This window comes from Veillonella sp. CHU740 (assembly GCF_003992055.1).
Taxonomy (GTDB): domain Bacteria; phylum Bacillota; class Negativicutes; order Veillonellales; family Veillonellaceae; genus F0422.
On record NZ_RQVD01000002.1, the window covers coordinates 130531 to 153340 of the forward strand.

9 protein-coding genes are annotated in these 22810 nt (G+C 39.3%); all 9 read right to left on the minus strand.

All coding sequences use genetic code 11. The features are described from left to right. Window positions 1-354 precede the first annotated feature (354 nt). Entirely contained in the window at window positions 355-10155 is a 9801-nt protein-coding gene (locus EO115_RS01960; RefSeq protein ID WP_126937307.1) for a YadA-like family protein, read from the minus strand. Between the two features lie 1271 nt (window positions 10156-11426). Then, the gene (locus EO115_RS01965) at window positions 11427-14591 is read right to left on the minus strand and encodes an efflux RND transporter permease subunit (RefSeq protein ID WP_126937308.1); all 3165 of its coding nucleotides are present in this window, start codon (window positions 14589-14591) and stop codon (window positions 11427-11429) included. Window positions 14592-14600: 9 nt separating this feature from the next. Continuing rightward, entirely contained in the window at window positions 14601-15767 is a 1167-nt protein-coding gene (locus EO115_RS01970) for an efflux RND transporter periplasmic adaptor subunit (RefSeq protein ID WP_126937309.1), read from the minus strand. Then, window positions 15748-16335: a TetR/AcrR family transcriptional regulator gene (locus EO115_RS01975; RefSeq protein ID WP_126937310.1), complete on the minus strand. Its 588-nt coding sequence runs from the start codon at window positions 16333-16335 to the stop codon at window positions 15748-15750. Before EO115_RS01975 ends, EO115_RS01970 begins: the two co-directional genes overlap by 20 nt. Window positions 16336-16436: 101 nt before the next feature. Beyond that, the gene (locus tag EO115_RS01980) at window positions 16437-17753 is read right to left on the minus strand and encodes an ATP-binding protein (protein ID WP_126937311.1); all 1317 of its coding nucleotides are present in this window, start codon (window positions 17751-17753) and stop codon (window positions 16437-16439) included. A gap of 164 nt (window positions 17754-17917) precedes the next feature. Continuing rightward, window positions 17918-18904, minus strand: a complete 987-nt coding sequence (locus EO115_RS01985; protein WP_126937312.1) for a deoxyguanosinetriphosphate triphosphohydrolase — start codon at window positions 18902-18904, stop codon at window positions 17918-17920. Between the two features lie 15 nt (window positions 18905-18919). Then, on the minus strand, window positions 18920-19738 hold the full coding sequence (locus tag EO115_RS01990) for a pyruvate, water dikinase regulatory protein (protein WP_126937313.1): 819 nt from the start codon (window positions 19736-19738) through the stop codon (window positions 18920-18922). A gap of 8 nt (window positions 19739-19746) precedes the next feature. Continuing rightward, window positions 19747-20376, minus strand: a complete 630-nt coding sequence (locus tag EO115_RS01995; RefSeq protein WP_126937314.1) for a CBS domain-containing protein — start codon at window positions 20374-20376, stop codon at window positions 19747-19749. A 51-nt stretch (window positions 20377-20427) separates the two neighbouring features. Continuing rightward, a complete protein-coding gene (ppsA, locus tag EO115_RS02000; RefSeq protein ID WP_126937315.1) occupies window positions 20428-22800 on the minus strand; it encodes a phosphoenolpyruvate synthase in 2373 nt (790 codons plus the stop codon). Window positions 22801-22810: the final 10 nt, after the last annotated feature.

Below are 22810 nucleotides of genomic sequence, written 5' to 3' on the forward strand. Positions count from 1 at the left end.
TAGAAGGCTTGAACACTTTTTTCCTGTGATTGCTGAAATAATGATAAGAATACATATACATAATATCATTAGTATCAAGCAGTTTCAATCATATTAGATAATTTTTTTCTTATATACTACCCCCCCCCCGATTTTTACACGAATTGCATATTATAAGTGTACTCATAACAACAGCATACACTTCACTTACACTATAAAAGGAGCATCTATATAGCAGATATTACTGTCTCAAAAACCTTCGTAGTTTCTGCTTGCAAAAAGGGCTGTAACAAACATGTAAAATGTACATTTTGTTACAGCCCCTTTTTGACTAATAGCTATGCTGTTACACTAAAAATAATAGACCAGAAACTATTATTTTCTAATGTATTGAAGCACTTCTGCTAATTGTGCCTTCAAATCTTCTATCGCTTGATTTTGAGCATTAATTTTTTCACTTTGTATTTGGTTTTGAGCTTCTAAAGCTGAGACTTTATCTTGTAATGTATAAGATGCACTGATAGGACCTTGACGGTATGTATCTTTCACAGCACTTTCTGTTGCTCGCGAACCAAATTTCCATGTGACACTTGCATTCGCCATCACTTCATCACCATGTCCATTAACAGAAGCACCTACATGGAACAAAGTAGATTCATTTTTATAATGACCCACGCCAAGCGCCAATGCAGTAGATCCTTTATAATAACCTACACCTGCAGAGATTTGTGTTGGCTCCAACGGATCATATTGCAATGTTTGTAAGCCAGCCAAGGCCGCAGATTGTGCACTCGATCTGTTAACACGGTTATTCACATCACCTACTACATTTGCAATTCCTTTCAATTGTGCCACATTCACTACGTCTGTATCATTTTGACCAGCTGCTACATTTGTGATTGTATGACCACCATTGTCAAGACCATTAGATGTTAAGCTTACTGCCTCTTTACTGTTTTCAGCTGGAGTGAAAGTAATACCTTTCATCTTAGTTAATGTATCAGATAATTTAATATTTACGCCACCTTCAGTAGCTGTAGCTTGGATATTGATACCCTTTTCTTTCGTTGCAGCATCAGGAGTGAAGTTCTCTGCACCACGAACTGCTAGACCTTTTTTAAGAGTAGTTATAGCCTTGGAATCTTTATCCCCAGCGATGTGCAATTCGTAAGCGTCCATTGTGTTAGAAAGAGCTGCATGCGTTACGATACCAGAGATTGTTACATTTTTACCAGTAGACGTATCTGTATCACCTTTCACAAGAGGTAACGCAACAGTACCTGTTGTATCATCAACTGTGTATGTGCCAGCTTTTACATGTACATCGTCAGTTTTGTTTAGCTTAGTTTCTTCTAAATTAGAAACTTTTTCGTTAGTAGCATGTAATTGTTTACCGATCACAACATCTGTAGAATCTTTACTAATCGCACCTTCAGCTACGTTAGTAATCTTCGTGCCACCAGCGTTGATACCATCTTTGCCGATTGTCACTGTTGCTTTTTTGCCATCAGCTTGTTTGTTTACTACAGTTAATGCATCGCCATTGATTGTTAATGTAGTGCCAGCCCCATCTGCTGTTGCTGCATTTGTAATCGACGTAATATTTTTTAAGTCTTTTACTAAACCAATTTCTAGCTTACCATCAACATTTTTAGTACGGATGTTGTTCGCTGCTGTTGTTGCACCAGCTGCTACTGTACCTTCACCTACAATGTCCAATTTTGCGCCTAAGTCTTTATGAATTGCATCGCCTAGGTTACCTTGGAAATTAAGACCTTTTGTGACAAGAGCATCGCTAGTATCTGCAGTTGCTTTATGTAAATCTTCTACATTTACTGCGGAATGTTTTGTCGCAACATCACCTGCAGCCGCCGCCAATTTTTCTTTGAAAGTAACATTGTTAGGATCTGCAGCGTTAGGAACAGTCGCATTCTCGACAGCAGATGCCACATTATCCAATGTCATTGGAGCACCCGCATTCAATTTTGTATGAATTTTATCTGTAGGAACTTCTGCCCCATTTTTATCTACAAATTTACCATCTGTTGTTTTGAACACTTGGTTGCCATCTTTGTCTACGAAGATTGTTGGATTTGTTACACGTTCGTTGAACAATTGACTACCGTTAACAGCATCTTTGGAATCTTTGGAAATAGCACCATCTGCAATGTTAGATAACTTAGTTGTTGCTCCAGTTGTTGTACCATCTGGACTTACTAGACGTGCTTCTGGTGTCACTGCTACAGGAGCTTTACCACCATTTTCAGTTTCAGTTTTTACATTGCCATCTGGTTTTACTTCATCAGCTTTGTAATACTTGCCATCGTTAGCTTTAACTACACGGTCGCCTGCTGCATTTGTATATACTACTGTACCAGCTTCACCGTTACGAAGTGCATTCACTTTGGATGTTAAATCTTTACCGTTTAAGCCATCTTTACCAGTTGGGCCTTGTGCACCTGCAGAACCACCTACGGCTACACCATCTTTACCAGCACCTGCTTGGCCATCTCGACCGTCAGAAGCTGTATTACCAATGTTTGCAGCATGGTCTAATGTAGTACGATCTGCTTTTTCTAAGCCGATAGTCACATTACCTTGATTATCTGTTTCAAGAACGATACCTTTTTTAGGTGCTACATTATCAGTGTCTTTTGTAGGGCTATCTTGACCTGCTGGCAAGTTAGTTGGTGCTACTGTACCAGTACCAGTTTTGAAAGTAACTACTTTATTAGCTGGTGTAACATCTGTTGCAGCATCAGTGCCATTTTGAACTTTTAAGCCCCATTTTTGAGCATCTACATATTCTTTATTAGCTGCATCTTTGTTATCTGTTGGTGTTGCCACATTAGTGATTTTTGTACCATCTGCATTGATACCATCTTTGCCGATAGTAATTGTTTTTGTTTCTGGTGCACCACCAGCATCTGGTGTTACTGTATTGGTAATTTTTAATCCCGTTTTGCCTAATTCGATTTTTGTATCGTTATTAGCATCACCACCTGTGATGGATGTAATACCTGTTAGGTCTTTTACTAGACCAATTTCTAGTTTACCATCATCAGTTTTCTTCGTACGGATGTTGTTGGCTGCTGTTGTTGCATCAGCGGCTACAGTGCCTTCGCCTACGATTTCGAGCGTTTCACCTAAGTTTTTATGAATTGCATCGCCTAGATTACCTTTGAATTCAAGACCTTTTGTTACAAGAGCATTCGCAGTGCTATGTAAATCTGTTACGTTTACTGCAGAGTTAGCTACTTTATTATCGGCTTTTGCACCTTCTGCTAATTTATCTAGGTATGTATTACCTGTTAAATTATTAACAGCGGATGCTACGTTATCCAATGTCATTGCTTTGTCAGCATTGACTTTAGTATGAACTTTATCTAAATCAGAATCTGCAACTGCTGTACCTTCTTTAGTAACAAATTTACCTTCTGCAGTTTTGAATACTTGGTTACCATCTTTATCTACGAAGACGACGGGACTTGTCACACGTTCGTTGAACAATTGTCTACCGTTTACAGCATCTTTGGAATCTTTGGAAATAGCACCATCTGCAATGTTAGATAACTTATTAGTTGCACCAGTTGTTTTGCCATCTGGAGATACTAGGCTAGCAATTACATCTTTGGTAGGAACCGCAGTTGCTCCTGTTTTTTTCTCTCCATTAGGTTCAACTTCATCAGCTTTGTAGTACTGACCATCGTTTGCTTTCACAAGACGATCACCGGCTGCATTTGTATACACTACGGTACCAGCTTCGCCGTTACGAAGTGCATTGACTTTATTCGTTAAGTCTTTACCGTTTAAGCCATCTTTGCCAGTTGGGCCTTGTGCACCTGCAGAACCAGCTACAACACCAGTTGTATCTTTTCCTGCCTTTCCATCACGTCCGTCAGAGGCTGTATTACCAAGGTTAGCTGCATTGTCTAATGTAGTACGATCTGCTTTTTCTAAGCCAAGTGTAATGTTGCCTTGATCGTCCTTGGCAATTACAAGACCTTTTTTAGGTTTTGTTGCATCATCGCTTGTGTCTGCACTAGCTTTTAATGTAATTTTACCTGTATTTGGTGTTACATCTTCTGCAGCAGTATCTCCATTTTGTACTTTTAAGCCCCATTTTTGAGCATCTACATATGCTTTATTAGCTGCATCTTTGTTACCTGTTGGATCTGCCACATTAGTGATTGTTTTACCACCAGCATTGATACCATCTTTGCCGATTGTCACTGTTGCTTTTTTGCCATCAGCTTGTTTGTTTTCTACTGTTAATGCATTACCATCAATTGTTAATGTAGTGCTTGCTACTTTCGCTGCATCAGGTTGTGTTGGATCTACTGGAGCTGCATTTGTAATCGATGTAATATTTTTTAAGTCTTTTACTAAGCCGATTTCTAGCTTACCATCAACATTCTTAGTACGGATATTGTTCGCTGCTGTTGTTGCATCAGCGGCTACTGTGCCTTCGCCTACTATTTCCAATTTTGCGCCTAAGTCTTTATGAATTTTATCGCCTAGGTTTCCTTGGAAATCAAGACCTTTTGTGACAAGAGCATTCGCAGTATTATGTAAGTCTGTTACGTTTACTGCAGAGTTATTAACTGTATTGCCTTCTTTAGCCTCTTTTAATTTAGCTAAGTAATCTGCATCTTGAGCTGGTTCGCCTAAAGCAGATGCCACATTATCCAATGTCATCGATTTAGCAGCATTCACTTTTGTATGAATCTTAGCTAAATCATCAGCATTAGTAATTTCTGCACCGTCTTTAGTAGTAAATTTACCATCTGCAGTTTTGAATACTTGGTTACCGTCTTTGTCTACGAAGATCACTGGACTTGTGACACGTTCGTTGAACAATTGACTACCGTTTACTGCATCTTTAGAATCTTTGGAAATAGCACCATCTGCAATGTTAGATAACTTAGTTGTTGCTCCAGTTGTGTTGCCATCTGGAGATACTAAGCTTGCAATCACTGTAGTTTTATCTACCGCAGTTGCACCTTGAGTTGGTTGCCCATCTTCTCCTACTTCATTAGCTTTGTAGTACTCACCATCGTTTGCTTTCACAAGACGATCGCCGGCTGCATTTGTATACACTACGGTACCAGCTTCGCCGTTACGAAGAGCATTGACTTTATTTGTTAAGTCTTTACCGTTTAAGCCATCTTGACCTGTTGGACCTTGTGCACCTGCAGAACCAGCTACAACACCAGTTGTATCTTTTCCTGCCTTTCCATCACGTCCGTCAGAGGCTGTGTTACCAAGGTTAGCTGCATTGTCTAATGTAGTACGATCTGCTTTTTCTAAGCCAACTGTGATATTGCCTTGATCGTCCTTGGCAATTACAAGACCTTTTTTAGGTTTTGTTGCATCATCAGTTGTATCTGCACTAGCTTTTAACGTAATCGCTTTATCTTTTGGTGTTACATCTTCTGCTGCTGCATCACCATTTTGAACTTTTAAGCCCCATTTTTGAGCATCTACATATTCTTTATTAGCTGCATCTTTGTCAGCTTCCGGTGTTGCCACGTTAGTGATTTTTTTATTACCGGCATCAATACCATCTTTGCCGATTGTCACTGTTGCTTTTGTACCATCAGCTTGTTTGTTTTCTACAGTTAATGCATCGCCATTGATTGTTAATGTAGTGCTTGCTACTTTCGCTGCATCAGGTTGTGCTGGATCTACTGGAGCTGCATTTGTAATAGATGTAATATTTTTTAAGTCTTTTACTAAGCCGATTTCTAGCTTACCATCAACATTTTTAGTACGAATGTTGTTTGCTGCTGTTGTTGCATCAGCGGCTACAGTGCCTTCGCCTACGATGTCCAATTTTGCGCCTAAGTCTTTATGAATTGCATCGCCTAGGTTACCTTGGAAATCAAGACCTTTTGTGACAAGAGCATTCGCTGTGTTATGTAAATCTGTTACATTCACCGCAGAGTTAGCTACTTTGTTATCAGCTTTTGCACCTTCTGCTAATTTATCTAGGTATGTATTACCTGTTAAATCAGTAACAGCAGATGCCACATTATCCAATGTCATTGGTTTGGCAGCATTGACTTTAGTATGAACTTTATCTAAATCAGCTGCTGGAACTTCTGCACCATCTTTAGTAACAAATTTACCATCTACTGTTTTGAACACTTGGTTACCATCTTTGTCTACGAAGATGACTGGGCTTGTCACACGTTCGTTGAGCAATTGGCTACCGTTCACTGCATTATCTAATACAGTACGAGTCGCTTTATCTAGACCAACTGTGATATTACCTTGGTCATCTTTAGTGATTAAAAGACCTTTTTTAGGAGTTGCTTCATCATCACTTGTATCTGCACTAGCTTTTAATGTAATCGCTTTATCTTTCGCTGTTACAGCTTCCGCTGGATTATCGCCATTTTGAACTTTTAAGCCCCATTTTTGAGCATCTACATATTCTTTATTGGCTGCATCTTTGTCAGCTTCCGGTGTTGCCACGTTAGTGATTTTTTTATTACCAGCATCAATACCATCTTTGCCGATTGTCACTGTTGTTGTGTCAGCACCTTTTTTGTTCACTACGGATAGCTTATCGCCATCGATAGTTAATTTCGTACCATCTCCATCTGCTGTTGTTGCATTTGTAATCGACGTAATACCAGTTAACGCTGGGTTTACGTTATATTTGTAAGGATTATCTACTGTGCCATCACCTGCAACAGTTGTATTCGTACCATTTGCAAAGTTTAGTTTTGCTGCAGAAATAGTGTATGTTTTCTTACCTGTTGTTGTATCTTCAGCAGGAGTAACAGTAATACCATCACCTTGTACGACTTCTGTGCCTAAGCCAGTAATCACTTTTTTACCAGCATCTGTAATGTTGGATAAGTTTTTATCTGCCAATGGAGCTGTTGCATTAGTGATTGCTGTATTGACTGCGCCTGCTGTTGCAAGTTTACTTGCATCATCAGCTTTTGTAACATCAGCAGCCACTACAGGTGTTACCGTAATATCGCCATTATTATTCGCAACAGTTAATGTGTTCGCATCACCAGAAGCAACAGATTTCACTGGGTTTAAACCAGAAATTGTAGCTGTTTCTGTTGTTTCTTTGCCATTAGCATCTTCATATTTTAATGTAACAGTTCCATTCTCCACAGTATACGCTTGTGGTTTAATATGACGTTCTGCTGTTTTATCTAATTTAGCTTCTACTTTTTCATTCGTTGTATGTAACTGTTTACCTGTTACAGCATCAGTAGAACTATTTGTTAATGCAGCATCTGCTAGGTTAGTGATTTTTTTACCACCTACATCAACACCAGCATCATTGATTGTAACAGTTGTTGTACCACCATGTAATGTTAATGTATCACCAGTAATAGACGTAATACCTGTTAATGCTGGGTTCACGTTATATTTGTAAGGTTTAGCTGTTGTACCATCACCCTCAAGAGTTGTATTTGTACCAGCTGCAAAGTTCGGTTTTACTGCAGAGATGGTATATGTTTTCTTACCTGTTGTTGTATCTTCAGTATGAGTAACAGTAACGCCATCACCTTGTACGACTTCTGTACCTAATCCAGTAATCACTTTTTTACCAGCATCTGTAATGTTGGATAAGTTTTTATCTGCCAATGGACTTGTTGCATTAGTGATTGCTGTATTGACTGCGCCTGCTGTCGCAAGTTTGTTTGCATCGCCAGCATCTGTAATATCAGCAGCCACTACAGGTGTTACTGTAATATCGCCATTATTGTTAGTAACAGTTAATGTATTCGTATCGCCAGAAGCAACAGATTTAAGAGAACTTAATCCAGTAATTTTTGCTTTGTCTGTTGTGTCGTTACCGTCACCATCTACATATGTTAATGTAACAGTGCCGTTCTCCACTGTATAATCACCTGGTTTAATATGACGTTCTGCTGCTTTATCTAACTTACCTTCAACTTTTTCATTCGTTGTATGTAATTGTTTACCTGTTACAGCATCACTAGAACTATCTGTTAATGCAGCATCTGCTAGGTTAGTTACTTTAGCTCCACCTACATTAACACCATTGCCATTGATCGTTACCGCAGTACCAGCACCATTGAAAGTTAATCCAGTATCACCAGTAATCGACGTAATGCCTGTTAATGCCGGATTCACGTTGTATTTGTAAGGTTTATCTTTTGTACCATCACCATCAACAGTTGTATTCGTACCATTTGCAAAATTCAATTTTGCCGCAGAGATAGTGTATGTTTTCTTACCTGTTGTTGCATCTTCATTTGGAGTAACTGTAACACCATCACCTTGTAGAACTTCTGTGCCTAAGCCAGTAATCACTTTTTTACCATCATCTGTAATGTTGGATAAGGCTTTATTTGCCAATGGATTTGTTGCATTATTGATGGCTGTATTGACTACGCTTGCTGTCGTTAGTTTATTTGCATTGCCAGCATCTGTAACATTAGTAGCCACTATAGGCGTTACTGTAATAGCACCATTATTATTCTCAACAGTTAATGTGTTCGCATCACCAGAAGTAACAGATTTCACTGGGTTTAAACCAGAAATTGTAGCTGTTTCTGATTTGTCCTTACCTTCAGCATCTACATAGTGTAATGTAACCGTTCCGTTCTCCACAGTGTATGCCTGTGCTTTAATATGACGTTCCGCTGTTTTGTCTAACTTACCTTCAACTTTTTCATTCGTTTCATGTAATTGTTTACCTGTTACAGCATCAGTAGAACTATTTGTTAATGCAGCATCTGCTAAGTTAGTCACCTTAGCACCACCTACATTTACGCCGGCCGCATTGATCGTTACTGCAGTACCAGCACCAGTGAATGTTAGTCCAGTATCACCAGTAATCGACGTAATGCCTGTTAACGCTGAGTTTACATTATATTTGTAAGGGCTACCTTCTGTGCCATTACCTTCAAAAGTTGTGTTCGTACCATTTGCAAAGTTTGGTTTTACTGCAGAAATAGTGTATGTTTTCTTACCTGTTGCTGCATCTTCGCTAGAAGTAACTGTAACGCCATTACCTTGTACGACTTCTGTGCCTAAGCCAGTAATCACTTTTTTACCAGCATCTGTGATGTTGGATAAGGCTTTATTCGCCAATGGACTTGTTGCATTATTGATGGCTGTATTGACTACGCTTGCTGTCGTTAGTTTATTTGCATTGCCAGCATCTGTAACATTAGTAGCCACTACAGGCGTTACTGTAATAGCACCATTATTATTAGCAACAGTTAATTTGCTCTCATCACCAGATGTAACAGATTTAACAGCATTTAAACCAGTAATTGTTGCTTTTCCTGCTGCGTCGTTACCGTCACCATCTACATATGTTAATGTAACAGTACCGTTCTCCACTGTATATGCACCTGGTTTAATATGACGTTCTGCTGTTTTATCTAACTTACCTTCAACTTTTTCATTCGTTTCATGTAATTGTTTACCTGTTACAGCATCGGTAGAGCTACCTGTTAACGCTGCATCTGCTAGGTTAGTAATTTTTTTACCACCTACATTAACACCATCATCGTTGATCGCAACGGTTGTTGTGCCACCATTCAATGTCAATGTATCACCAGTAATAGACGTAATTCCTGTTAACTCTGGGTTTATGTTTACTTTATATTTATTACCCTCTGTACCATCGCCCTCAACAGTTGTATTCGTACCTGCCTCAAGTTTAGACGGAGCCGCTCCGCCGCCACCGCCGCCAGCAGCTTTGTCAATTTTGTCTTTTAATTCCTTACTTAAAGTTAACTTATACTTACGAGTAACGCCGTTTTCATTACCTTTTTCAGCATGTTCACTATTACCTTGATCAACAACGATATCATCGCTATCCTCAACAAGAGTATCATTGGCTTTTACAATAAAATTATTAAACGTTGCCTCGTTCCCATTAAAATCTCCTGCTTTAAAAGTATTCGTTGTAACACTTACATTATTACCTGCTTGCACATGATAAAAAGGAATATTTATATTATTCGCATTTGGATCAAAGGGCACCTCCGTATATTCTGGAGGATTAAAGTCAGGTGGTAAAAAAGGATCCGTATCAGATGCCCCTCCACTAGCCATCACCCATGGTGCACTAGGGCTGAATGACGTCGCTACTGTCGCTGCCGTTGCAGCCAACAATGCAACAGCGTATTTTTTACGTTTTTTTGAAAAGTTATCTTTCATACATTCTATTCCTTTCTACTTTCCTTACACATTACCACTATGACGGATACTATCCAATAACTTTCATACTCTATACATATCAAATCATCACAATGAATGTGAAAGCGTTGCTACATCAACTATCTATATTATAAAGTTTAAATACTTAACGATTTTAAAATTCCCAAACTGCTATAACACCAATGTGGCATGAGCCACTTCCTATAGCACATACCCGTTTAGTTTGCATATCTACACTTTTAAATATATATCTATTATAATGCATACCATCTAATGAATGCAATATTAAAATATTCATATATCTCAATATTTTATCCTGTCACCCTCCGAGTTTTAAACGAATTAAATACTTTCATCATTTTGAAATTATGTTTATTTATTCAATTTAAACACCATAAGATAACGGTGCTCTCTCAACAAACTTAATCACTGAATCAGTTCGGGTAGGAATATGTCGTGCTCTTTGCTTTATTACTCACAACCACCAAACAATCCATAGCGAAACAAGTAGTATTATTCCACAAAGTATGATATACTTGACATGTAAAAAGAAGAGCCATCAACGTGCGCAGGCGTTAGACTCATCTCAAAGCTTAAAAGATGATAAGCCTAACGTGTATAAGTGCTTCCAACACTTATCATTTACGTTAGGCTTTTTCATTTCTAGTTAAAGAAACGAAAAATATCTATAATTAAGGAACGCAGTTAGGTATAGCAGCCTTCATGGCGCCCCTTATTGACAAATTGATACAAAAGCAGAAGACCATAACATACCCCTGAGCAAACATAACCACTGTATAGTTTGTGAAGGGGTGTGTTACGGTCTTCCCTTTATCCTATTCAGTTAAAACCGCCACAAGGCTGCATAGCCTTACAAGTGACGACCCACAAGACTGCATACTCTAAAAAGTAGTATTTTATCGTAAAGTATGCTATACTAGATTTGTAAATAAGAAGAGCCATCAACGTGTGCTGGCGTTAGGCTCATCTCAAAATTTTGTGAAAATTTGACTTGCCTAACGTGTATAAGTGCTACGAACACTTATCATTTACGTTAGGCTTTGTCATTTCTAGTTAAAGAAACGAAAAATATCTATAATTAAGGAACGCAGTGAGGCGTAGCAGCCTTTGTGGCGCCCTTACTGCCAAAATCACACAAACACAAGAAGAGCACGACATGTTCCGGAGCAAACCTAACCACTGTATCAGTTTGCGTAGGAATATGTCGTGCTCTTCCCTTTATCATATTCAGTTAAGGCTGCATAGCCTAATTAGTGACGTTTAAATCCCATTTTTTCCATAATAATGAACAGCATAGGAATGATTGCCACCCCAAAGAATGTAGCTGTAATCATACCAAATACTACTGTTACGCCCAAGGATGCACGGGCACCAGCACCAGCGCCACTTGCCAACATCAATGGCAAACATCCAATGATGAATGCTAAGGACGTCATCAAGATAGGACGTAAACGAATCTTCGCTGCTTCAATAGCGGCATCTACATAATTCATACCTTGTTCATCCACACGAATCTTAGCATATTCGATGATCAAGATGGCATTCTTCGCTGCCAATCCCACCAATGTAAGCAAGCCGATTTGGAAGTAAATATCCAAAGCAAAGAAGTGTGTAGATTTCATCATGGCCCCAATCATATTGAATAACCATGGACCAAGCACGGCACCAAAGATACCTGTTGGAACAGATAATAATACAGCAAATGGTACTTTCCAAGATTCGTACAAGGCAGCCAATACAAGGAATACAAAGACGATACCGAATCCAAAGATAATCAACACTTGGGATCCTGCTTTGATTTCCTCACGAGTTTGTCCACCCCAATCATAGGTGTACCCTTGTGGCAATGTATCTTTCGCCACTTCTTCCAATGCTTTGATAGCATCACCAGAGCTAACACCTTGTGCAGCATTACCACCGATGCTCACAGCTGGGAAGTTATTATACCGTGTCACCACAAAAGCAGATGTTGTTTTTTGAGGTGTAATATAGGTATCTACTGGTACCATTTGGCCGGCTGCATTACGCACTGTTAACAGATGATTCATGCTAGGATCTGTACGGAACTGATTGTCCGCTTGCAACATAACTTTATAGTTTTTACCAAACTTAGTAAAGTCATTTAACTGCATGCCACCATAATACCCTTGTAAAGCCGTATAAATATCTGTCACAGCTACGCCATCACGAGCCGCTCTATCACGATTCACATCAAAATTATAAGACGGTGTGGCCGTATTGAAAGTCGTGTAAACGGTGCGGAACTCAGGACGTTTTCTAGCCTCTGCTAGGAACTGTTCTATTACCGCATTCATTTGCTCTGTAGTGTGGCCTGCTTTATTGATAAGGTACATGGAGAAACCACCTGTATTACCAAGGCCAGGAATAGATGGTGGGTTCAACGGAATGATCGTAGCTCGTGGATCTTTAGAACCATGCATGAAAGTATTGCGAATCTTCACGCCAAGTTGTTGATCTGGCTGTGTTCTGTCGCCCCAGTCCGTTAAAGATGTAAAGATAACACCACCACTAGTTTGTGCCGCCCCAGCTAAGATATCGAAACCTGGTACAGTAATCGTACCATTCATATCCTTATCTTCATTCAAGAAATGTCCTAAATCAGTTAATACTTCTTTCGTACGGCTAGTCGTAGCACCTGGAGGTAATGAAACAGCAACCATAAAGTAGCCACTGTCCTCAGCTGGTACGAACCCACTCGGAACCATGCGCATCATTCCAAAAGTAGCCACCAAGAACACCGCTAATGCTAACCAAGTAGCCCACAATCGATTCGCCCACCGCGCTAATAAGATACCATATTGATCGATTCTGCGATCTAAGAAACCATTAAACCACTCTAAGAATCGTCCTACTATATTAGTGCTTGGTTTCTGCACATGTGGTTTTAACATAATCCCGCACAAGGCTGGTGTCAAAGTCAATGCCACAAAAGCGGAGATAATGACTGAGATAGCTACGGTTAAAGCAAACTGCTTATACAATACACCAGTTAGACCACCCATAAAAGCAACAGGTACGAAAACAGAAATCAATACAAAGGCAATACCAATAACAGGGCCTTGTACTTTTTCCATGGCTGCTACGGTAGCCGCCTTTGGTTTCAACCCATTGTAGCGCATTTCATATTCTACAGCTTCGATTACGACGATCGCATCATCCACGACGAGACCGATCGCTAACACCATGGCTAGCAAGGTCAATGTATTAACAGTAAAGCCCATCACTTGGAACGCCGCAAAAGTACCAATCAAAGATACTGGCACTGCAATCATTGGAATCACTGTGGACTGCCATGTTTGCAAGAACAAGTAAACAATAATCGCTACGAGAATCAAGGCTTCTGCAAAGGTTTTGACTACTTCTTTCATAGAAGCTTTTACGAATTTTGTATTATCTACAATAATCTTCGCTTGCATATCCGGTGGGAATGCTTCTTCTTGTTGGTGAATAACCTCTTTTACAGCGCTAATAGTTTCTAATGCGTTCGCATCGTTTGTTAAGGACACCGCAAATACTGCTACTGGTTTATCATTACCAGTCTCTTTTGAGAAGCTTGTAGGCTCTACAGAGTAACTTTGTGCGCCTAATTCAATACGAGCTACATCTTTTAAATGCAATAAATTATTCTTTTTATCTTTTTTAATTACGATATTTTCAAATTCTGAAATTTCAGCCAAACGACCTTGTACTTTTACAGATGTATTGAAAGCTTGATCTTTGTCGATTGGATCAGATCCTAAAGCACCTGCTGCAGCCTGTTTATTTTGACTCCGAATCGCATTGCTTACATCTGTTATCGTAACGCCATACTTAGACATTTTCGTAGGATCTAGCCAAATACGCATGGCATAGTCAGCACCGAACTCCTGCACCGTACCAACACCATTCACAGATTGGATGGCATCCATCATGTAGTTCGTAGCATAGTTTTTCAAGAACGTTCTATCATAACTACCATTTGGAGATACCAAAGAGAATACCATGGCCATATCCCCAGATGATTTCGTAGTGGTCACGCCCACCGTTTGTACTTCGGATGGCAAGGATGCCAAGGCACGGGCTACACGGTTTTGTACGTTTACCGTATCCATATCGGCATCAGTTCCTTGCTCAAATTGAACTGTCAAGTTATAGGAGCCATCCCCTGTACTCGTGGATTTCATATAATCCATATTTTGGACGCCAACGATTTGTTTTTCGATGACTGCCGCTACCGATTCGCTTACAACCTCAGCATTGGCCCCCATGTAGGCAGTACGTACCTGTACTTGCGGTGGAGAAATCTGTGGGTATCTGTCGATCGGCAGTTTTGATAAGGAAATCAACCCTAGCAATGTAATGATAATAGAGATTACGATAGCAAAGATAGGGCGATTAATAAAGAATTTTGACACAATATCACCCTAATTACCTTTCTCAATATCTTCCTTGCTTAATAAAGTTGCCTTAACTTCTGCGCCATTTTTCGCTTTTGTTAAGCCGTCTACAACGATTTCATCGCCTACTGTTAGACCTTTACCATCTTTGGAAGGACGAATGATGGTGTATTTACCATTAGTACCACTTGTTGTGACAGGCACTTGTTCTACTTTACCATCGCGGATGACCATCACAAATGTTTTATCCAATACTTGTAATAAAGCACGAGATGGCACTAAGATAGCCCCTTGAATAGTTTCACCACTAGTAATAACGGATGCATACATATTTGGCAACAACATATGATTTGGGTTCGGGAAGACCGCTTTCAAAATCAATTGACCTGTACCATTATCCAAGTTTTTCGCTGCTTCTACGATATGACCTTTAATAGTACTTACAATTTTATGATTATCATCATAGGTACCATAAATCTCACCATTGGACAATTTCAATTCTACTTCCCCATCAACAGAACGATGTGCTTTTTTGTATTCTAAGTATTCTGCTTCACTCATGCTAAATTGTACATATACTGGATCTGTAGAGTTCAATGTAACAAGTGCTGTTTGACCTGCTGTCACAAATGTTCCTAGATCTACATCATCCATTTCTAATGTACCATCAAATGGCGCATACACAACTGTATCTTGCAAATTATTTTCCGCTAAGCGAATTTGTGCTTCCATCGCTTCTAAGGCTGCGCGATTTTGGGCTGCCACACTAGCTTGTGTATCTAATGTTTGGCGGGCAATAGCATCTTCATTGGCCAATGTTTGATAGCGCTGTAAATCGACTTGAGAGTTTTGGTACGCTGCGCTAGATCGTGCTGCATTGGCTTGCGCACTAACTAGGTTCGCTTCGTATTGACGTCCATCGAGACGATACAATGCTTGACCGGCTTTTACCGTGTCGCCGCCTTTTACATATTTTTCCACAACTCGACCGGATACGTTCGCTCGAATCACAATGGAATTTTGTGCTAATACAGTACCATTAAAAGATTCTTGTACATTTGTATCAGTAGCTGTGATTTTATAGGAGTTTACCTCCGTTGGACCTTGACCTGGAGCCTGTCCACCACAACCAGATACTAGTACAAGGGCTGCCAAGCTAGCTGCCACTAAACCATTATAAGCTTGTTTTTTCATTCGTTTCACCCTTATTTATAATACCTTGTAATATGACTGAAATAACTTTTGGCATATATGTATATACATCCTCATGATGACTGGAGCTTTCAAATACAATGTTTCGTACAGCCCCTTGCAACATCATAATGATAATATCAATATCTACGTATTGAGCAATATAACCTTGCTCTTGTTGGCGTACTAAATAGTCTTTGAGCAAGTCCCAATCTTTCTTGAACAAACTTTTCAGAGTTTCTTGTAGTTGCGGTATAGCTAAAAAGATTTCTATGAAAGATTCCCCATTGAAAGCCGCATACAAATTTGACCGTACTTTAAAATACTGATCTAATACTTCTTCTAAAGTGAGATTTTTATTTTTTACAATATTCTCATGTTGTCTGTAAAACTCTTCTGCTCCATGGACTAAAATGGTTTCCACGATTTCATGTTTAGAATGAAATTGTTCATACAACGTGCGCTTACTAATGGTAAGAGATTTTGCTAAATCATCCATACGAAATGATATACCTCTTTCCTCAATCATAATCGCCGCCGCTGCTAAAATTTTCTCTTTAACGGTAACCAATATAGCCCTCCTTTCACACTCTCTTATATAAACACTAAAAACTCAATCTACATTGTTCAGTACCACTTTTAAGTTTACTCAAAATAGGAACAAATGTCAAACTAAGAAAGTAGCCAATCTACTATACTTACTACATGTATACCATCATAATCATCATCTAATGCCAAATCCATAGAAAGAACTATTTTTTTATAGTTATTAGGAATTTTTTGTAATGGTTTTAGCTCTCTTTGTCTTACTGTTTCATCCTTCATTGTTTCCGTCACTTGAATATAAAGTTTTTCCGTTGCTGTTGTTGCAATAAAATCCACTTCTAATGTATCTATTTTACCAATAGCTACATCGTATCCTCTTCGCAATAGCTCAAGATATACTACATTTTCTAAAGCATGCCCTCGATCCCTATCACGTATTCCTAGTAAATAATTACGCAATCCCATATCGACAATGTAGTACTTACCCAAGGTACGCAAATATTCTTTTCCTTTTATATCAAATCGTTTGACATCATAGAATAAATAGGTTTCTTTTAACGCGCCTATATAAGCAGCAATCGTTTGATTGGCAGGCTTCCCTTGTTTTTCACGATTCACTATCATCTGTTCAGATACAAGAGTATTGCTAATAGAGTTAAATGATGTAGTATTTCCAATATTATCGGCTAAAAATAAAATTATTTTTCTAAGTAATTCTGCATCGGTGACTTGCCGTCCTTTTCGATTTCTTTCACGCTCTAAAATATCACGCACCACTACAGTAGAATACACGCCCTCTAATAGTATGAAAGCTTTATCCTGTTCTAATCCTACATCTGCAATCCCTGGCATACCACCATACCGCATATACGCATCGAATAAATCACTTAGTTCTACAATATCCTGTTGCTCATTCACAGCGCGTTTCTTAACATGTCCCATGGGCGTTTTATATTCTGTAACTTGATATCCGTGAAAGTCTATAAATTCACTAAACGATAACGGATACATTTTAATTTCAACATATCTTCCAGATAAATAAGTGGAATATTCCGATGATAACAAATACGAATTTGACCCCGTAATATAAATATCGCAATTAAAATCTACTTGGAACGAATTAATAGCTAATTCCCACTGATCAATCTTCTGAAGTTCATCAAAAAATAAATAGTATGTATTCTCTGTGGTAACTTTATTTTTCACATAATTGTATAAATCTTTATAGGTCATCTCTTGAAATGTTAAAGACTCAAAATTAATAGCTATAATTTGCTCCTCGGGGATTCCTTGCCGTATTAAATATTCCTGCATCAAAAGCATCAAGCTAGATTTTCCACAACGTCTGATTCCAGTGATGACTTTAACAGGTTCTGTATCTTTAAAAGCAATCAGCTGTTCTAAATATTTGTGTCGTACTTTTAGTTGTTTCCTACGATTCATTCGTATCACTCCTTTTACATGTATTATACCCCAAACTTCTATTTTTAGAAAGTTTAGGGCATGAATACCCCAAACTTTTTATTTTTAAGAATTTAGGGCATGAACGCCCTAAATTTACAAACAAAAAATGCCACGCCTTGGCGCAGCATTTCTGTAAAAGCAGATTAGTTATCCCATACTTTCGGTATGTAATATTCAGTGAATAGTTTAATCGCATAATTGTCTGTTAGTCCCGCTACATAGTCCACGATATCTTGGTCTGTGATGGGATTGTCATGATGAATTTCATGGCGGATGGCCTCTGGGTGTTCTTTATAATACATAAAGAGATGTTTTACCACATAGTCACCTTTGTTCCGATCTGGGATTAATGACGGTGCTCGGTAGACGCGCTCAAACATAAAGCGGCGGAAAATATTCATGGTTTCTACGCCACGTTCTGACATAGAAATCACTGGTTGATCCATAGAGGATGTCACCATATCTGTCACCATAGCCGTAATCATTTTAGAATGGGTATCTCCAAAGACTTGCACCACTTCTTTCGGCAAATCATCTACCTTTAGCATATGTGCACGCAGTGCATCATCAAAATCATGGCATAAGTACGCAATACGGTCAGCTGTACGAATAATTTGCCCCTCTAGAGTAATCGGTATATGAGAACCTGTATGACCTAAAATACCATCACGAACTGCCGTAGTTAAGTTGAGTCCTCGTCCATTTTTTTCAATACTTTCCACCATGCGCAAGCTTTGCTCATTATGATTGAAATGGCCTACCATATCACGAAGAGCATATTCCCCTACATGACCAAATGGCGTATGTCCCACATCATGGCCCATAGCAATGGCCTCGGTCAAATCTTCATTCAAACGCAAAGCACGGGCAATAGTCCGACCAATTTGACCTACTTCCAAAGTATGTGTCATACGAGTTCGGTAATGATCTCCCGGTGCAATGTAGACCTGAGTTTTATGTTTTAATCGTCGGAAACATTTACTATGAAGAATGCGATCCCTATCCCGCTGAAAATCTGTCCGATACGGATCTTGCTCTTCCTCACGGTCACGAACAGACTCTCTGCTCTTAGCTGCATAAGGACTTAGAATTGTGTATTCTCGTTCTTCTAGCATTTCACGAATACTCATATGACACCTCCTCACTTATCGCGTTTCCATGACACGATTTTTTTGAATAATTTGCATTACCATTCCTGCCGTTTCCTCAATGGATTTGTTTGTCACATCAAGGACGGGACAATGCAACCGTCTCATCACAGTTTTTGCGTAATTTAATTCTTCTTCAATACGGCTTACATTTGCATAATTAGCATCTGCATGTAAACCCATTGTACGAAGACGTTCTTCACGAATATTGTTTAGTTTGAAAGGATCAATAATTAATCCCACAATTTTGCGGCCAGGGATTTGGAATAATTCCTCTGGCAATGGTACTTCTGGTACCAATGGTAAATTAGCAGCTTTTATTTTTTTGTAGGCTAAGAACATAGACAATGGTGTTTTACTTGTACGGGAAATACCAATAATGACAATATCTGCTTTTTCAAAGCCTTTTGGATTTTTGCCATCGTCGTATTTTACAGCAAATTCAATAGCCTCTACCTTTTTAAAATATTCTTGGTCTAGCTTATGAATCATACCCGGTGCCAATCGAGGCTCAGTCTCTGTCATAGTCCCCACTGCATTCATCACTGGGCCCATGATATCCACGGATTGCACCCCTTGCTCTTTACAAGCCATATCCAAGTAGGCACGAAGATCTGGCGATACAATGGTATGACAGATTACATGTCCACCAGCTGCTGCCTCTTTCACCACTTCATTGATTTGTAATTCATCATTAATGTAGGGCACACGAACGATATCAATCGTTTCTTTATCATATTGACTCGCCGTAGCACGCGCCACTGATTCTGCTGTTTCTCCTAAAGAATCAGAGATTGCATAAATAATTTTAGCCATACTTACTCCTATCGTTTTCCACAATCCCAGAATAAACGAGTCACTGTCGTCTTTGAAATACGACCTAGCACTCGATATTCCTTATTTGCTTCTAATAATACCTTATCTATCACAGGGACGCAATCAATTTCGAAATCAATCATCCGTTCTACTGCTTCCACAACAGGCATATCCGGGTATGCTACTACTACTTTACTGGTGGGTGTCATAATCATAGAAATAGGCATAGTATTTAAATCAGATCCACCTAAGGAAGCTCGTAATAAATCCTTACGAGATACTACACCTTTTAATATGCCATCATCACAGATTAAAATAGTTCCTACATCTTCTGTAAACATGGTAACGATTGTGTCATATACAGATGCCGTAGAACTTACCGCCACAACGCTAGACATCACTTGTGCTACTGTAAAGCTATTGATTTCTGCCGCCAAAGGATTATTGGCTACTTTCCCCACATAATAATAACCTACTTTTGGTCGTGCATCCAAAATCCCCATCATCGTTAATACTGTCAAGTCAGATCGCAAAGCAGAACGTGTTAGATCTAATTTTGTAGCGATGGCTTTTCCTGTGATGGGTCCCTCTTGTTTCACAATTTGCACGATCGATTCTTGTCGTTTTGAAAGATTCATAGTATTGCCTTTCTATGAAAAAGGAGACTCTTTCCAGAGCCTCCTCATCTATTACCAATCTAAAGCTTCTGTATTTTGACGACCTTTGCCTGTCAAAGCATCTAACATAATACGTTGTTCCAGTTGTGCCACCATTTTTTTCGTGGATACTACAGCATCTGGATTCACAGAAATAGAATCAATGCCATGACGAACTAAGAACTCACAGAACTCTGGATATACACTTGGCGCTTGTCCACAGATGGATACAGTCTTGCCATCTTTGTGTGCCGTTTCAATTAAATGTTTGATAGCACGTTTCACGGCCAAGTTTCTTTCATCATAAATATGTTGTACTGTTTCATTATCGCGATCACAACCCAATACAAGCATAGTCAAGTCATTGGAACCGATAGAATAACCATCTACATATTGATTGAATTGATCTGCTAAAATAATGTTCGCAGGGATTTCAGCCATCAACCATACTTTAAAGTCCGCATTACGTTGTAAGCCATGTTCCGCCATGATACGAGTCACTTCGGCTGCTTCCTTCACAGTACGGCAGAATGGAATCATGACTTGCAAGTTTTTAAAGCCAAATTCATTACGCACTTTCTTGATGGCTTCTAATTCTAATAAGAAAGCTGGTGCATAGCGTTCATCATAGTAACGAGAAGCGCCACGGAATCCAAGTAACGCACTAGATTCTTCTGGTTCGTATTTATCACCACCATTTAAATCACGATATTCGCTAGATTTGAAGTCACTCAAACGCAATACAACTTGACGAGGTGCCAAGGCTGCACATACTTTACGCATGCCTTCTGCTAATGTATCGATAGCAAAATCACGACGACCTGTTTCGATTAAATGCATTGGATGTTCATGGATGAACGTAGTCCAAATGAACTCTTCACGCATTAAGCCGATGCCATCGCAAGGTAATACGCCATATTTTTCAGCCAAGTCTGGATCGCCTAAGTTCATGTAGATTTTAGTGCCTGTAATTGGAGTTGGCTCAACATACCGTGCTTCTGCTGCAGGTTCTGCCTTTTTAGTTGCTTCTTCTAAAATGCCATCATACACAATACCATTGGTAGCATCCACAGTAATCATTTGACCATCTGTAATCGTTTTTGTAGCCTCTTCACTGCGAGATTTTGTACCTACAATACATGGAATACCCAACTCACGGCTTACGATAGACGCATGACAAGTCATACCACCAGCATCTGTGACGATAGCTTTTGCTTTTTTCATGGCTGGAACCCAGTCAGGAGCGGTCATAGTAGTAACAAGGATTTCTCCTTCTTTGAAATCATCGATATCTTCTGGATTTTCGATGACATGAGCACGACCTGCTGCTTTACCAGGGCTTGCAGGAAGACCTTTTACAACAATCTTACGTTCTGTAGTAGTCGCCTCTACTACAGCTTCTTCTTTTTCTTTCTTTTGAGAGAATACAGTTTCTGGACGGGCTTGTAAAATCCATACTTTTCCATCGCGCTCATCGATGCCCCATTCCATATCCATATAGCATCCATAATGTTTTTCAATTGCTTTCGCATACGTTGCAAGTTCGATAACTTGTGCATCAGTAATCACTTGCGCACGAGCTTGCTCATCAGGAATTTGAATTTCTTCACAATCTCCATCAGGTTTTCGAACTAATGCCACATTTTTATCATTAATCATACGATCTGTAATTTGCAATGTAGCTTTATCTACAGTGAAATTATCTGGTGTCACTGTGCCTTGTACTACATATTCACCAAGGCCCCAAGAACCTTCGATGATGATCGATTTATCATCGCCATTCATAATGTTCACAGAGAACATAACACCTGCTGCTTTGGAGTATACCATCATTTGGATAGCCGCAGACAAAGCTACTGTCATGTGGTCGAACCCTTGTTTCACACGATAATAGGTAGCACGGTCTGTGAAAGTAGATGCATAGCATTCTTTAACTTTCGCAATGATCATATCAGCACCACGAACATTTAAGTATGTATCTTGTTGACCTGCAAAGCTAGCATCTGGCAAATCTTCTGCAGTAGCACTGGATCGTACCGCCACAAATGGGTTTTCTTCCCCTACCTTTTGAGCTAACTCTTCATAACCCTTGCGAATCGCCTCAGCCAATGGAGCTGGCATCTCTTCATCCATAATCATTTGACGTACTTCTGCAGTCACCTTACGTAACAATGCAGAGTTTTCCACATCATGTAATTCTTCTAATTTAGCTTTAATACGTTCCACCAAACCAGTTTCTTCCATGAAATAACGATAGCCATGGGCTGTCGTCGCATAACCATAAGGAACAGGAACATTCGTAGAAGAAGTCATTTCTCCTAAAGAAGAAGACTTACCACCAACAATATCCACATCCTCACGATGCAATTCATCAAACCAAAGAACATATGCAGTATCACGACTCATGATTATCCCT

What these genes read in the sequence shown, in the direction of transcription:
- ppsA (WP_126937315.1), bottom strand. Translation starts at nt 22,800, where the DNA reads ATGAGTCGTGATACTGCATATGTTCTTTGGTTTGATGAATTGCATCGT.
- EO115_RS01960 (WP_126937307.1), bottom strand. Translation starts at nt 10,155, where the DNA reads ATGAAAGATAACTTTTCAAAAAAACGTAAAAAATACGCTGTTGCATTG.
- EO115_RS01985 (WP_126937312.1), bottom strand. Translation starts at nt 18,904, where the DNA reads ATGAGTATTCGTGAAATGCTAGAAGAACGAGAATACACAATTCTAAGT.
- EO115_RS01990 (WP_126937313.1), bottom strand. Translation starts at nt 19,738, where the DNA reads ATGGCTAAAATTATTTATGCAATCTCTGATTCTTTAGGAGAAACAGCA.
- EO115_RS01995 (WP_126937314.1), bottom strand. Translation starts at nt 20,376, where the DNA reads ATGAATCTTTCAAAACGACAAGAATCGATCGTGCAAATTGTGAAACAA.
- EO115_RS01980 (WP_126937311.1), bottom strand. Translation starts at nt 17,753, where the DNA reads ATGAATCGTAGGAAACAACTAAAAGTACGACACAAATATTTAGAACAG.
- EO115_RS01970 (WP_126937309.1), bottom strand. Translation starts at nt 15,767, where the DNA reads ATGAAAAAACAAGCTTATAATGGTTTAGTGGCAGCTAGCTTGGCAGCC.